Source organism: Bacillus paralicheniformis (assembly GCF_002993925.1).
Lineage (GTDB): Bacteria > Bacillota > Bacilli > Bacillales > Bacillaceae > Bacillus > Bacillus paralicheniformis.
This window is the reverse complement of the sequence record NZ_CP023665.1, coordinates 3,043,612-3,057,307: the sequence shown is the minus strand read 5'-3', so window position 1 is coordinate 3,057,307 and position 13,696 is coordinate 3,043,612. Positions and strand designations below refer to the sequence as shown.

Genomic DNA, 13,696 nt, shown 5'->3' with positions numbered 1-13,696 from the left:
AGCAGCCTTTCGAGCATCATGCCGGATCTTTCATATCCCATTTGACGGTCAATACAACTTTTCCGGCTCTTTTTTTCACTTGTTCATACGATTCGGCAATTTGTTCGTTCATCAGCTGGATTTGCTCGGCGATAAATCCGGCTTCTAGCTGAAAGCAGGGTTCCTTTTGATATTTGAGGCGGTTTGAGACCAGCGGGCCTTCGAGCTCAAACTCAAGCTCCTGTTTTTTTGAATGGGCGATCGTAAGCGTTCCCCAGCCTGCATCCAGAAAGAAAGCGGGAAGATCCTCCCTGGATTCAAGCGGGAACTTGCGGGCGAGCTTTTTTCCCGCCCAGTACATCATATCTGCGTAGTCTTGTCCCAGCATATCGGGAAGCAGCACTTCCCTGATCAACTCATAGCCATATGCGGAGACTTCCAGCTCTTTTAATTGCGCTAAGTTTGCTTCATATTTGTTCATATCCAATGTCTCCCCTCTTTTCTCCGTTTATTATAGCTTAAATGGGGTGAAAGATTACAGCGGGGACATGCAATTAGGAAGAAAAAAATCTGATATATTTATATTTTGATAAAATAAAATTTTCTAAAATATGATTAAATTTTAGAAAATTTCAATTTATGTACGCGTTTTCTTGACGCCTATTTCTCATAGGAGTAAAATGAAATTGTCATAAAAACTTAACAAAGTGCGATATTTGAAACAGGACGGGGGATAGGAGACCTTTCATTTTTACTGCACTTTTCAACTAGGGGGTAAAGCAATGGCCGGGAACAGAGAGTTTGTTTATCGAAGACTGCATTCTTTGCTTGGCGTCATACCGGTAGGCATATTTTTAATCCAGCATTTGGTTGTCAACCATTTTGCGGCAAGCGGAGCAGAGGCGTTTAATAACGCCGCTCACTTTATGGAAAACCTGCCGTTCAGGTACGTCTTGGAAATCTTCGTGATTTTCCTTCCGCTGATTTATCATGCTGTTTATGGAGTATACATAGTTTTTACAGCAAAAAATAATGCGAACAGATTCGGCTTTTTTAGAAACTGGATGTTCGTTCTGCAGCGGATTACAGGAATCGTTACCTTGATTTTTGTCAGCTGGCACGTGTGGCAAACACGGATTGCCGCCCAAATGGGGGCAGAAGTAAACTTTGACATGATGGCTGATATTTTGAGCTCCCCGATCATGCTCGGCTTTTACATTGTAGGTGTCCTCTCAACAATCTTCCACTTTTCAAACGGTTTATGGTCGTTTGCTGTCACTTGGGGAATCACCGTTTCTCCTCGCTCACAGCGAATCGCCACGTTTGTGACAATGGGAGTCTTTGTTGTGTTGTCCTATGTAGGGCTGAGAGCGATTTTGGCATTTGTGTAAAAGAACTAGATTACTAGAGGGAGTGGGGCAGGCATGAGCAATTCAAGCATCATCGTTGTCGGCGGAGGACTTGCGGGTCTGATGGCGACCATTAAAGCTGCGGAAGCAGGAACAAATGTAAAACTATTTTCGATCGTTCCCGTTAAGCGCTCACATTCCGTATGTGCGCAGGGCGGAATCAACGGAGCGGTCAATACAAAAGGTGAAGGCGACTCCCCTTGGGAGCATTTTGACGATACCGTTTACGGAGGCGACTTTCTGGCCAACCAGCCGCCGGTCAAAGCGATGTGTGATGCGGCGCCGTCGATTATTCATTTGCTTGACCGCATGGGCGTCATGTTTAACAGAACACCTGAAGGGCTGCTTGACTTCCGGCGCTTCGGGGGAACCCAGCATCACAGAACGGCATATGCGGGGGCGACGACCGGACAGCAGCTCTTGTACGCGCTGGATGAGCAGGTTCGCCGCTTTGAAGTAGAAGGGCTTGTTTCGAAATATGAAGGCTGGGAGTTTCTCGGAGCCGTGCTTGATGATGACAATGCGTGCCGGGGCATCGTCGCCCAAAATCTGACGACGATGGAAATCGAGTCGTTCCGTTCAGACGCAGTCATCATGGCGACCGGGGGACCGGGCATCATCTTTGGAAAATCGACGAACTCGATGATCAATACCGGATCAGCCGCTTCGATCGTTTACCAGCAGGGCGCTTACTATGCGAACGGAGAATTCATCCAGATCCACCCGACCGCCATTCCGGGAGACGACAAGCTCCGTCTAATGAGCGAATCGGCGCGCGGTGAAGGCGGACGAGTCTGGACGTATAAAGACGGCAAGCCTTGGTATTTCCTCGAAGAGAAATATCCGGCATACGGAAACCTTGTGCCGCGGGATATTGCGACGCGTGAAATATTTGATGTATGCGTCAGACAAAAGCTCGGCATCAACGGCGAAAACATGGTATATCTCGATCTTTCCCACAAAGATCCGAAGGAATTGGACATCAAGTTGGGCGGAATCATTGAAATCTATGAAAAATTCATGGGTGACGATCCGCGCAAGCTGCCGATGAAGATTTTCCCTGCAGTCCACTACTCAATGGGCGGACTCTGGGTCGACTACAATCAGATGACCAACATTCCAGGACTGTTTGCCGCAGGGGAATGCGATTATTCAATGCACGGCGGAAACCGCCTGGGCGCGAACTCGCTCTTGTCAGCCATTTACGGCGGCATGGTGGCAGGTCCGAAAGCCGTTGAATATATTCAAGGTCTTGAAACATCCGCAGAAGATCTGTCTTCTTCCGTTTTCGACAGCTGCGTCAAAAAGGAAGAAGAAAAGTGGGCTGACATTATGAAAATGGACGGCAATGAAAATGCATATGTCCTTCATAAAGAGCTCGGCGAATGGATGACAGATAACGTGACGGTTGTGCGCCACAATGACAAGCTGCTGAAAACGGATGAAAAAATCCAAGAGCTTGCCGAGCGCTACCAAAACATCAATATCAACGATACGGCAAAATGGAGCAACCAGGGCGCCGTATTCACACGCCAGCTGCACAACATGCTGCAATTGGCACGGGTGATCACGCTCGGTGCATACAACCGGAATGAGAGCCGCGGCGCCCATTATAAACCGGATTTCCCTGAACGTAATGACGAGGAATGGCTGAAAACAACAATGGCGAAACATGCAGGCGATTTTGAAGCCCCGAAATTCCATTATGAGGATGTCGATGTTTCATTAATCGCACCGCGTAAACGGGATTACTCGAAGAAAAAGGTGGCGAAATCATGAGTGAAAATAAGACAATCAAGTTTATCATCACTCGTCAGGATACATCGGATTCTAGTCCTTACCAGGAAGAGTTTGAAATTCCATACCGTCCGAATATGAACGTCATTTCCGCTTTGATGGAAATCAGAAGGAACCCGGTTAATACGAAAGGGGAAAAAACGTCGCCGATTGCTTGGGATATGAACTGTCTCGAGGAAGTGTGCGGCGCTTGCTCGATGGTGATCAACGGCAAGCCGAGACAGTCCTGTACAGCCCTGATCGACCAGCTTGAGCAGCCGATCCGCCTTGAACCGATGAAAACATTCCCGGTTGTCCGCGACCTTCAAGTGGACCGGAGCCGCATGTTTGATTCATTGAAGAAAGTCAAAGCATGGGTACCGATCGACGGCACATATGACCTCGGACCGGGACCGAGAATGCCGGAAAGAAGACGGCAGTGGGCGTATGAGCTGTCAAAATGCATGACTTGCGGCGTATGTCTTGAAGCTTGTCCAAACGTGAACGATAAAACAAACTTTATGGGACCTGCACCGCTCTCGCAAGTCCGCTTATTCAATAGCCATCCGACAGGCGCGATGAACAAATCGGAACGACTTGAAGCGATTATGGGAGACGGCGGACTGGCCGAATGCGGAAATTCACAAAACTGCGTGCAGTCATGTCCGAAAGGCATCCCGCTCACAACCTCAATCGCTGCATTAAACAGGGATACAACCGTTCAGGCGTTTAAAAACTTCTTCGGAAGCGACAACACGGAATAACACGAAAAAACGCACCTCTTCAAGCCGAAGAGGTGTTTTTATGACCAAAGGGGATGAAAAACAATGAAGCTGCCGGGATATATTGAAGAACCGTTTGACACATGGTGTCAGTCATTTTCTTTTTTTGATGAAGTATCCGTCCGTTTTTCAGAAACGGACATGTTCGGTCATATGAACAATGTCACACCGTTTGTCTATTTCGAGGAAGCGAGGATTTCCTATTTCAAGCACCTGGGCGTCATGGGCCGCCTTTCAGACGGGAAGAGCGCGTCCATTCCCGTCGTGGCGAGCCAGCAATGCGATTATTTTCAGCAGGTCATCCTTCATGAACATTTGAAAATCGGCGTCAAAACAGCATCTGTCGGCAACGCTTCCCTCACCCTCCACTATGCGGCGAAAAATGGGGAAGGTGACCTTTGCTTTACAGGGGTGGCGGTTATGGTGCAAATTGCGAAAGATACGGGTAAACCGGTGAAATGGACAGATGAACAAAAAGCAAAACTGCTTGGCAATCACTCATTTCCTGAGAAATAATTGAGAGGTAGAGGAAAATGAAAAAAGCGATGATCATCGGCGCGAGTTCCGGAATTGGCAAGGCGCTTGCCAAGCAGCTGTCAGCCGCAGGAGTTGAGGTCGGTCTTGCTGCAAGAAGGTATGAACTGCTAGCCAAATTGCGCGACGACCTCCCTGGACCTTCATACATTAAAAAGATCGATACAGCCGACAGCGAACGCTCGCCTATACTGTTGAAAGAACTGCTTGATGAGATGAATTGGGCAGATGCAGTCTTCATCTGTTCAGGTGTTGGATATTTGGAAAGCGAAATGGATTGGAGCAAAGAAAAGGAAACGATCGATGTCAATATGACAGGATTTGTGTCCTGCTCGAACGTGTTGATGGAGCATTTTATCAAAAATGGGAAAGGGCATTTAGTCGGCATTTCATCCATTGCCGCGCTGAGAGGAAACGGAGGGGCCGTCACCTACGCCGCTTCAAAAGCATTCGTTTCTAATTACTTAAATGGGCTCCGTCAAAAAGTGAAAAAACTTGGGTATGATGAAATCGTGGTCACCGAAATTCAGCCGGGCTTTGTGGACACGGCTCTTGCAAAAGGTGATCACCTGTTTTGGACGGCTTCGCCCGAAAAAGCGGCTGCACAAATCATCAGTGCTGTGCAGAAAAAGAAAACGCACGCATATATTACGAAAAGATGGCGGCTGATCGCCTGGATTTTAAAATGTCTTCCTTAGAAGTTCAGCCCTGAAACGATGCCTGTGTCATGATCTGAAAAATAGGTGTTTGAGGGAACCCTTTTCTCCGTCAGAAACGTCACCGACCTTGCGTATGTTTCATATGATATCACGACTATATCGAAACCCATTCGTTTCAGATCAGCTCTCACCTTAGCAAGGAGGGTTACAATACTTGAAGGAGAAAGAGTTTCAATCAAAGCCGCTGCTAACAAAAAGAGAAAGAGAAGTGTTCGAATTGCTCGTTCAAGACAAGACAACAAAGGAAATCGCAAGCGAGCTCTTTATAAGTGAAAAGACTGTACGTAATCACATTTCCAATGCGATGCAAAAATTGGGAGTGAAAGGCCGTTCGCAAGCTGTTGTTGAACTTCTTCGAATGGGTGAGCTAGAGCTCTAAATTGAGCCGGTGTTCCTTCTTGTAACAAGAAGGGAACCGGTTATTTGTTTTGAGGTGCAATTTGTATATTCATGTTGAAGTCTTGCAATTTGTGTAGAAAAGAAGGAAAATAGACTCAAGTGTTTTGAAAACAAAACAACGAGTCGAGCGAGGTAGAGAAAATGAATTCGAATGCTTCTTTGAATCACATAGCGGATATTGAAAAATCACTCCGCCATATTGCGGGCATCATCAAACAAAAAGGAAGAGAAATTCTCACCCAATATACGATTACCCCTCCCCAGTTTGTCGGTCTTCAATGGCTGTATGAATACGGGGATATGACGATCGGCGAGTTATCACAAAAGATGTACCTGGCGTGCAGCACCACGACGGATTTAATTGACCGAATGGAGAAAAACAACCTCGTTGAACGGGTGAAAGATCCGTCCGACAGGCGCGTAGTCCGCATTCATCTTCTCTCGGAAGGAGAGCGGATCATCCAGGAGGTCATTCAAAAAAGGCAGGACTATTTGGAAGACATGTTAGAGGCGTTTTCCGAGGAAGAAACAGCCGCATTTGAAAAATTATTAATTAAACTTCAGCAGGAAATGAACAGAAAATGAGGCGATTTTGTTGGATCAACCGATAGGAGTCATCGATTCGGGAGTCGGCGGTTTAACCGTTGCAAAAGAAATCATGAGGCAGCTGCCGAAAGAAAAAATTATATATCTTGGAGATACGAAAAGGTGTCCGTACGGACCCCGGGACAGAAAAGAAGTCCTGTCATATACATGGGAAATGACAAATTATTTGTTATCCCGCCACCATATTAAAATGCTCGTGATCGCCTGCAATACAGCGACGGCCATCGCACTTGAAGAAATCAGCAGAGAAGTAGCGATCCCGGTCATCGGCGTTGTGCAGCCCGGAGCCAGAACCGCGATTAAAGTGACGGAGAACCAGCGGATCGGCGTGATCGGAACAGAAAACACGATCAAAAGCGGCGCATATGAAGAAGCGCTTCTTTCGCTGAACGGAGATTTAACGGTAGAAAATCTGGCTTGCCCGATGTTTGTCCCGTTTGTGGAAAGCGGTAAATTTTTGGATGAGACGGCTGATGAAATCGTCAGGTCGTCACTGCACCCGCTCAGGGATTCATCAATCGATACACTGATTCTCGGATGCACGCATTATCCGATTTTAAAAGAGCCGATTCAGCGCTATATGGGAGAGCGCGTCAACATCATTTCCTCCGGAGATGAAACGGCCAGGGAAGTCAGCACGATCTTGTCATACAACGGTTTATTAAGCAAAACGGGTGAACCGCCGGAACACTTGTTTTTAACAACCGGGGAGCGCGCCCGCTTCACAAAAATTGCAAATGATTGGTTTGGATACGAAGTGAAAAATGTGGAAAGCATTTCTCTTCAGGAAACCGCTATAAAATAAAGCTGCCGCACAAGCAAACGGCAGCTTTTTTCATGAGCCTTTTCTTTAAAAGAAAAGGTTTTTTGTATTCAGAGGGATTTTTTTAAAAAGCGGTCTAATTCAAAAACGGGCTCGTATACATAATAGTACAAACTGCCTTAGGAGGGAAAAGTATGCTGAAAAAAGGAATGAAAGGAATCGCGGTTTCGGTTACGGCCTCCGCGCTGCTTCTTTCCGGGTGCGGAATATTTCAGTCAGATCAAGCCTCAGAGGAGATAGATCCGCCGCAGGACATCACATATGTAAAAGAGGAGAAGGAGCAAGACAAAACAGACAAAACCAAAGATAAAACAGAAGACAAAGGCAGCAAAACGACAAGCGACGATAAAGCGGCTCAAACGAGCGATACGGTCATGAGAGAGCTTTATCTCATTGATAAGAACGGCTATGTGACAGCGCAGACGCTGCCGCTGCCAAAGCAGGAAGGTACGGCTAAACAAGCGCTTGAATACCTCGTTGAAGGCGGCCCTGTTTCAAACATCATGCCAAACGGATTCAGAGCCGTGCTGCCGGCGGATACAGCGGTCAATGTTGATATTAAAGAAGACGGAACAGCGATCGCTGACTTTTCAAATGAATTTAAAAACTATAAAGCTGAAGACGAGCAAAAAATCGTACAGGCGATTACATGGACGTTAACACAGTTTAACTCGATTGATAAAGTGAAGATCCGCATGAACGGCCATGATTTGAAAGAAATGCCTGTTAACGGCACGCCGATTTCAGAAGAACTCAGCCGCGAGGACGGCATCAACCTCGATACGGCGGGTGTGACCGATATAACGGCGACACAGCCGGTCACCGTCTATTATTTGGCTGAATCGGACAAAGGCACATACTATGTTCCTGTAACGAAACGGACGTCTGCAAAAGAAAAAGACCAGGTGACGGCGGCGATTAAAGAGCTGACGGAAGGACCGGGCAATAAAAGCGGCCTACTTTCCGATTTCCAGGGCGATGTCAAGCTTGAAAACGAGCCGAAGATTGAAGACGGCCATGTGACTCTCGACTTTAACGAAGCGATCTACGGGAGCGCCGACGGCGAGAAGAAAGTGATATCGGATGAAGTGTTAAATAGTATTGTGCTGACATTAACCGAACTGCCTGATGTGAAAAGTGTGTCGGTTACTGTGAACGGAAAATCCGAGCTCGTCAATGAAAAAGGAGAAAAGCTTTCCAAGCCGGTTTCAAGACCGAGCAAGGTGAACACAGGTAGTTTTTAAGTAGAGATTTTTGATATACTATAAAAAAAGAGGTAAGCGATTAAAGCTGCCTCTTTCTTTATTCAGCTTTTTGGAAGAGCAGAATGATTGTGAAAGGTTTATGTACATACAATCGGAGGTAAAAAATGAGATACGATGGAAGAGAAAACAATGAACTGCGCCCTGTCACAATGGACCTCGACTTCATTACGCATCCCGAGGGATCGGTCCTGATCACAGTCGGCGGGACAAAGGTGATATGCAACGCGTCTGTGGAAGACCGCGTACCGCCCTTTTTGAGAGGAGAAGGGAAGGGCTGGATCACCGCGGAATACAGCATGCTGCCGCGGGCCACGAACCAAAGGACGATCAGGGAATCGTCAAAAGGGAAAATCTCCGGGCGGACGATGGAAATTCAACGGCTGATCGGACGAGCTTTGCGGGCGGTCGTTGATTTGGAAAAGCTCGGTGAGCGGACGATCTGGATCGACTGCGACGTCATTCAGGCTGACGGAGGCACGAGAACCGCGTCGATCACCGGAGCATTTACGGCCATGGCGCTTGCCGTCGGAAGACTTGTCGAAAAAGGCACGCTGAAGGCGATGCCGATCACTGACTTTTTGGCTGCCACTTCAGTGGGAATCGATAAGGAAAAAGGATTAATCCTTGATTTGAACTACCAGGAAGATTCTGCGGCAGAGGTGGATATGAACGTCGTCATGACAGGTGAAGGCCGCTTTGTCGAACTTCAGGGAACAGGGGAGGAAGCGACATTCTCAAGAAGTGAATTGGACGGGCTTTTAGAACTGGCTGAAAAAGGGATCGCCGAACTCATCGAAAAGCAGAAAGAAGTGCTCGGCGACGTTGCATCAGCCATTCAACAATAACATGAGAAAGGCTTGATACACGATGAAAGAAGTCATCATTGCCACGAAAAACGAAGGAAAAGTCAGGGAATTCAAAGCGATGCTCGAACCGAGAGGCTACGATGTCAAATCTCTACTGGACATCGGCTATACGCCCGAAATCGAAGAAACCGGGCAGACGTTTGAAGAAAACGCGGTGATTAAAGCGGAAACGATTTCGAAAGAAACCGGCAAAATCGTAATTGCCGATGACTCAGGCCTGTCTGTCGACTACCTCGGCGGCAGTCCCGGCGTATACTCGGCCCGCTATGCAGGAGAAGAGAAAAACGATCTCGCCAACCTGAAAAAGCTATTGAAAGAGCTTGAAGGGGTGGAAAAAGAAGACCGCTCCGCGAGGTTCAGATGCGCGCTCGCATTATGCATTCCAGGACAGGAAACGAAAACGGTCGAAGGTTCTGTGGAAGGATACATTACCGAAGAACCGCGCGGCACAAACGGCTTCGGCTACGACCCGGTTTTTCTCGTCAAAGACAAAGATCAAACGATGGCCGAGCTCTCAAGCGGCGAAAAGAACAAAATCAGCCACAGAGCGGAAGCACTGAAAAAACTGTCCGCTCTATTGGACCAAGCGTAAAGGAGGAGGGCCGATCATGAAGGTTCTGATTGTCAGTGACAGCCACGGCCTTGAAGACGAACTGGAAATGATCGCTGAGCGGCACGGGAAGGAAACAGATCTCATGATCCATTGCGGGGATTCCGAATTGGATCCTTCCCATCCCGCGCTTTCCTCTTACTTAACGGTAAAAGGAAACTGCGATTTTTACGGGGAGTTTAAAGACGAAATTGTCGTTCCCGTCGGATCAAAAAAGCTTTTTTTCACACACGGGCATTTATACGGCATTAAACAGTCGCTTTTAAATGTATACTACCGCGCTGAAGAACTCGGCGCCGACATCATCTGTTTCGGCCATTCCCACATCGCGGGAAGCGAACTGATGGACGGAAAACTGCTGATCAACCCCGGCAGCATCCGCCTTCCGCGGGTGCGGAAAGAAAAAACTTATGCTATACTGAACATTGACAAAGACAATGCAACGGTCCGCTTTTACGACTTGGACGGCCGGGAAGTCGAAAGCCTGACGAACCATATCCAACTGCCAGCACATTCATGAGGAAGAATTTTTTTCTTCCTCGTGAAGAAAAAAATTCTAAAAAGTTGTTGACTTTATGTCCCGATCCGCATATAATAAATCTTGTCGCTGATAGTTAAAGCGAAACAAAACAACATCATGTCCCAGTAGCTCAGCAGGATAGAGCAACGGCCTTCTAAGCCGTCGGTCGGGAGTTCGAATCTCTCCTGGGACGTCTCTGAAAAAAGCCTCAAACTTCTTGGTATACAAGGGTTTCAGGCTTTTTTATTTAATGGGACTTCTGCTCTATTTTTGGTTTGAAAATATGTTTTGGGAGCGGATTTAAAACTCCATTATTTATTGGATATCCTATTAAAATATACACTCCATTTTTTCATTTATAACAACTTCTGAGGTACCTAATCCTCTTTCTATACTTCTTCCAAGAACATCTCCATTTGTATCTTGAGGTGAGAGTAGTTCTCTGAATGGCCTTTTTCTTCAAGCAACAACATCCTAAAAATTCCCTTTCATCATTTCGAACAAAATGAAAAAGATAAAGGGTGTGATCAATTTTAAGGAGGATGTTGTCATGACAAAACAACAGCAAAACCAGCAGCAAAAACAAAAGCAACAAAAACAAAAGCATGAGCAGCTGCTCGGAGTGAACATCACGGATACCGAACTTGCTCAGGAATTCGGAAATATCCAGCAGCAGCTTGCCCAGCTGGAGCAAACTGTTAATCAAATGGGGTCACAGCAGCAGGGCCAAAGCGGCCAGCAGAGCTCTCAATTGAGCCAGGGAATCAATCAGCTGAAGCAGCAAATTCAGCAGTTCAGCTCCCAATCTCAGCAGCAGATGCAGCAGACGGATCAGCAAATTCAGCAAAGCATTCAGCAGGCTGTTCAGCAGCTGAATCAGGCTCTTCAAGGGATCCAGACAAACCAGGCCATGAACCAAATGAGCCAGGCACTTCAGCAGGCGCAGCAGTCATTTAACCAGCAAGGACAGCAAGGTCAACAGGGTCAGCAAAACCAACAAAACCAGCAGCACAATCAAAATTTCCAGCAGCCCCTCCAATAAAAAAGCTTAAAAGAGCCGTTTAGCACGGCTCTTTTTTATATCGGTCATTCCTCGTTTTGATCCTTTTCGTCATGAGTTGGATGCGCCCCGGGGTACTGTCGCGGCATTCCTTGGTGGAGGTTGCGGAATTCATATGTGAAATTGCTGTAGTACTGCTGACCTTCCTTCCATGGCGTGTTTTTGTTTTCAACAGGCTTGTCTTTGCCCTGGGCAGCTCCATACGCTCCTTCAGGAAATTCTTCTGCCGTTAAAAAGTTTCTTTGTGTTTCAACGTTTGACAGTTCTTTTTTGTCGTCCATCAGATCACCCCTGTTTTAGTTTTATTGTTGCCATGAAAAAGAAGAGCTATGTGTTTTCGTTTTGTGCAGTAGGATTCATTTTAAGAACGGGAGAAGATGCTCATTTTCTGCCGAGAGTACAACGGGCAAATGCGCCGATCGCAACGAAAAGCACAGAAAAAACCTTTCGGATGTTATGGTATTTTATGGTTTATTGGTTCTTTTCTCCTCAGCATTTAAGAACGGTTCTTCTATCTTAATACCCGTCTATTCTCGCTTTTTGTTATACATCTCAATTCAGCAATGGTTTAATCTGTTTTCCAGATTGATGTAAATGGGGCATTGGTTGTAAAATTTACCATGTAGAAAATCTTACAACGTTCGTTCTGCTTTTATTTTAGAAAGGGAGCTGAAGAAAGATGCATACGCTAGAAAAAATGGAGCAAACAAATGTTCAGATGGCGAGAGATTATGTGACAAAAGCATACGAGACAGTGCGGCAGCGAAATCTTCACGAAAGCGAATTTCTTCAAGCTGTAAAAGAAATTTTCGATTCCCTCGTCCCTGTATTGGCAAGACATCCAAAGTATATCGAACACCGCATTCTTGAAAGGATTGCAGAGCCTGAACGGATGATCACCTTCAGGGTGCCGTGGGTCGATGATGAAGGCAATATCCAGGTTAACAGGGGGTACCGGGTTCAATTTAGCAGCGCAATTGGTCCGTATAAAGGCGGCATCCGTTTTCATCCTTCTGTAAATGCGAGCATTATTAAATTTTTAGGCTTCGAACAAATTTTTAAAAATTCTTTGACCGGCCAACCGATCGGCGGCGGAAAAGGCGGGGCTGATTTTGATCCGAAGGGCAAGTCTGACAGGGAGATCATGAGTTTTACGCAAAGCTTCATGAATGAACTGTACAGACATATTGGACCGGACACAGATATCCCTGCCGGTGATATTGGTGTCGGAGCTAGGGAAGTCGGGTTTATGTTCGGACAGTATAAAAAAATTCGGGGCCGCTATGATGCAGGTGTGTTAACAGGCAAAGGCCTTGAATACGGGGGCAGTTTGACGAGGAAAGAAGCGACAGGGTACGGTCTGGTTTATTTCGTAGAAGAAATGCTGAAGGATCAGGGGCTGCGTTTTGAAAACAGCACCGTTGTCGTCTCCGGTTCAGGCAATGTGGCGCTGTATGCGATGGAAAAAGCCGCTCAATTCGGCGCAAAAGTAGTGGCCTGCAGTGATTCTGATGGCTATGTCTATGATGAAAAAGGCATCAGCCTTGAGACGGTGAAGCGGCTTAAAGAAAGCGGGAACGGAAGGATTCGCGAGTATGTCAGCGAGCATCCGGAAGCACACTATTTCGAAGGATGCTCCGGCATTTGGTCTATTCCGTGCGATATCGCGCTTCCGTGCGCGACTCAGAACGAAATTGACGAAGAAGCGGCCGGAGTGCTCATTTCAAATGGGGTCAAAGCCGTCGGAGAAGGGGCGAATATGCCGTCTGAAGAGGGCGCCGTCAAACGCTTTTTGGATGCGGGGGTTCTTTTCGGGCCGGCTAAGGCTGCAAATGCCGGCGGTGTGGCCGTTTCAGCGCTCGAAATGGCGCAGAACAGCGCACGGCTCCACTGGACGGCGGAAGAAACGGATGAGAAGCTTAGAACGATCATGACCGATATTTACAAGAGAAGCGTTGAAGCGGCTTCAGAATACGGACGTCCCGGCAATCTGCTTGACGGCTGCAATATAGCCGGATTTATTAAAGTGGCGGATGCGATGATCGCTCAGGGAGTCGTTTAACCGTAAAAAGAGAGAGCAAAATGCTCTCTCTTTTTTGTGCTTTGTTAATCTTCTCTGAATCCACCGGTAAAGCCGTGCACAGCGGGAACGGAAATTCCCGGATAGCTGATGCCGAATCCGAGAGTCGGAGTTGTGAACACTCCGCCGTACGGATAATAGGTATAGGGCCCGTGTGCTGAAGGATTATAGACATAAGTAGTCGGATAACCGAAGTATCCCGGGTATTGGCGCACGCGGGGATCAGAGTATGGAGGAAAGGTGCGGTACATCATATTCACCCGTTTCT

At 47.0% G+C, this 13,696-nt stretch carries 17 protein-coding genes and 1 tRNA gene; 15 read left to right on the top strand and 3 right to left on the bottom strand.

Features of this window, described 5'->3' with window-relative positions:
- Window positions 1–16: 16 nt before the first annotated feature.
- Window positions 17–460, bottom strand: a complete 444-nt coding sequence (locus CP943_RS15585) for a YslB family protein (RefSeq protein WP_105981370.1) — start codon at window positions 458–460, stop codon at window positions 17–19.
- Window positions 461–761: 301 nt separating this feature from the next.
- Between CP943_RS15585 and CP943_RS15580 the strand changes: the two genes are divergently transcribed.
- The 14 genes from CP943_RS15580 to CP943_RS15515 all read left to right on the top strand — a co-directional run bounded on the left by CP943_RS15580 (window position 762) and on the right by CP943_RS15515 (window position 11,330).
- Complete coding sequence (locus CP943_RS15580) at window positions 762–1,370, top strand: succinate dehydrogenase cytochrome b558 subunit (RefSeq protein ID WP_026579115.1); 609 nt, start codon at window positions 762–764, stop codon at window positions 1,368–1,370.
- 33 nt (window positions 1,371–1,403) lie between these two features.
- On the top strand, window positions 1,404–3,167 hold the full coding sequence (gene sdhA / locus CP943_RS15575) for a succinate dehydrogenase flavoprotein subunit (RefSeq protein WP_020452492.1): 1,764 nt from the start codon (window positions 1,404–1,406) through the stop codon (window positions 3,165–3,167).
- Window positions 3,164–3,928, top strand: a complete 765-nt coding sequence (sdhB, locus tag CP943_RS15570; RefSeq protein ID WP_020452491.1) for a succinate dehydrogenase iron-sulfur subunit — start codon at window positions 3,164–3,166, stop codon at window positions 3,926–3,928. Before sdhA ends, sdhB begins: the two co-directional genes overlap by 4 nt.
- A gap of 63 nt (window positions 3,929–3,991) precedes the next feature.
- A complete protein-coding gene (locus CP943_RS15565) occupies window positions 3,992–4,462 on the top strand; it encodes an acyl-CoA thioesterase (RefSeq protein ID WP_105981127.1) in 471 nt (156 codons plus the stop codon).
- Between the two features lie 17 nt (window positions 4,463–4,479).
- Window positions 4,480–5,178, top strand: coding sequence for an SDR family NAD(P)-dependent oxidoreductase (locus CP943_RS15560; RefSeq protein WP_105981126.1), 699 nt, complete (start codon window positions 4,480–4,482; stop codon window positions 5,176–5,178).
- A 175-nt stretch (window positions 5,179–5,353) separates the two neighbouring features.
- A complete protein-coding gene (gene gerE / locus CP943_RS15555) occupies window positions 5,354–5,578 on the top strand; it encodes a spore germination transcription factor GerE (protein ID WP_003184172.1) in 225 nt (74 codons plus the stop codon).
- Window positions 5,579–5,739: 161 nt separating this feature from the next.
- Entirely contained in the window at window positions 5,740–6,183 is a 444-nt protein-coding gene (locus CP943_RS15550; RefSeq protein WP_003184148.1) for a MarR family winged helix-turn-helix transcriptional regulator, read from the top strand.
- A gap of 7 nt (window positions 6,184–6,190) precedes the next feature.
- Window positions 6,191–7,009 (top strand): glutamate racemase, encoded by an 819-nt coding sequence (gene racE / locus CP943_RS15545; RefSeq protein WP_020452488.1) that lies wholly within the window; start codon window positions 6,191–6,193, stop codon window positions 7,007–7,009.
- 152 nt (window positions 7,010–7,161) lie between these two features.
- Window positions 7,162–8,271, top strand: coding sequence for a GerMN domain-containing protein (locus CP943_RS15540; protein ID WP_023855442.1), 1,110 nt, complete (start codon window positions 7,162–7,164; stop codon window positions 8,269–8,271).
- Between the two features lie 125 nt (window positions 8,272–8,396).
- Window positions 8,397–9,137, top strand: coding sequence for a ribonuclease PH (gene rph / locus CP943_RS15535; protein ID WP_020452486.1), 741 nt, complete (start codon window positions 8,397–8,399; stop codon window positions 9,135–9,137).
- 22 nt (window positions 9,138–9,159) lie between these two features.
- Window positions 9,160–9,750 (top strand): XTP/dITP diphosphatase, encoded by a 591-nt coding sequence (locus CP943_RS15530; RefSeq protein WP_020452485.1) that lies wholly within the window; start codon window positions 9,160–9,162, stop codon window positions 9,748–9,750.
- 16 nt (window positions 9,751–9,766) lie between these two features.
- Window positions 9,767–10,288, top strand: a complete 522-nt coding sequence (locus CP943_RS15525) for a YfcE family phosphodiesterase (protein WP_020452484.1) — start codon at window positions 9,767–9,769, stop codon at window positions 10,286–10,288.
- A 119-nt stretch (window positions 10,289–10,407) separates the two neighbouring features.
- A tRNA-Arg gene (locus CP943_RS15520) sits at window positions 10,408–10,481 on the top strand.
- A gap of 357 nt (window positions 10,482–10,838) precedes the next feature.
- Window positions 10,839–11,330, top strand: a complete 492-nt coding sequence (locus CP943_RS15515) for a hypothetical protein (RefSeq protein WP_031304790.1) — start codon at window positions 10,839–10,841, stop codon at window positions 11,328–11,330.
- Between the two features lie 44 nt (window positions 11,331–11,374).
- On the opposite strand, the gene CP943_RS15510 is transcribed toward CP943_RS15515, so the two are convergent.
- The gene (locus CP943_RS15510) at window positions 11,375–11,629 is read right to left on the bottom strand and encodes a hypothetical protein (RefSeq protein WP_020452482.1); all 255 of its coding nucleotides are present in this window, start codon (window positions 11,627–11,629) and stop codon (window positions 11,375–11,377) included.
- Between the two features lie 398 nt (window positions 11,630–12,027).
- Between CP943_RS15510 and gdhA the strand changes: the two genes are divergently transcribed.
- Window positions 12,028–13,410, top strand: coding sequence for an NADP-specific glutamate dehydrogenase (gdhA, locus tag CP943_RS15505; RefSeq protein WP_105981125.1), 1,383 nt, complete (start codon window positions 12,028–12,030; stop codon window positions 13,408–13,410).
- A gap of 44 nt (window positions 13,411–13,454) precedes the next feature.
- Here the strand turns inward: gdhA and CP943_RS15500 are convergent, their stop codons facing one another.
- Entirely contained in the window at window positions 13,455–13,682 is a 228-nt protein-coding gene (locus tag CP943_RS15500; RefSeq protein WP_228119622.1) for a hypothetical protein, read from the bottom strand.
- Window positions 13,683–13,696: the final 14 nt, after the last annotated feature.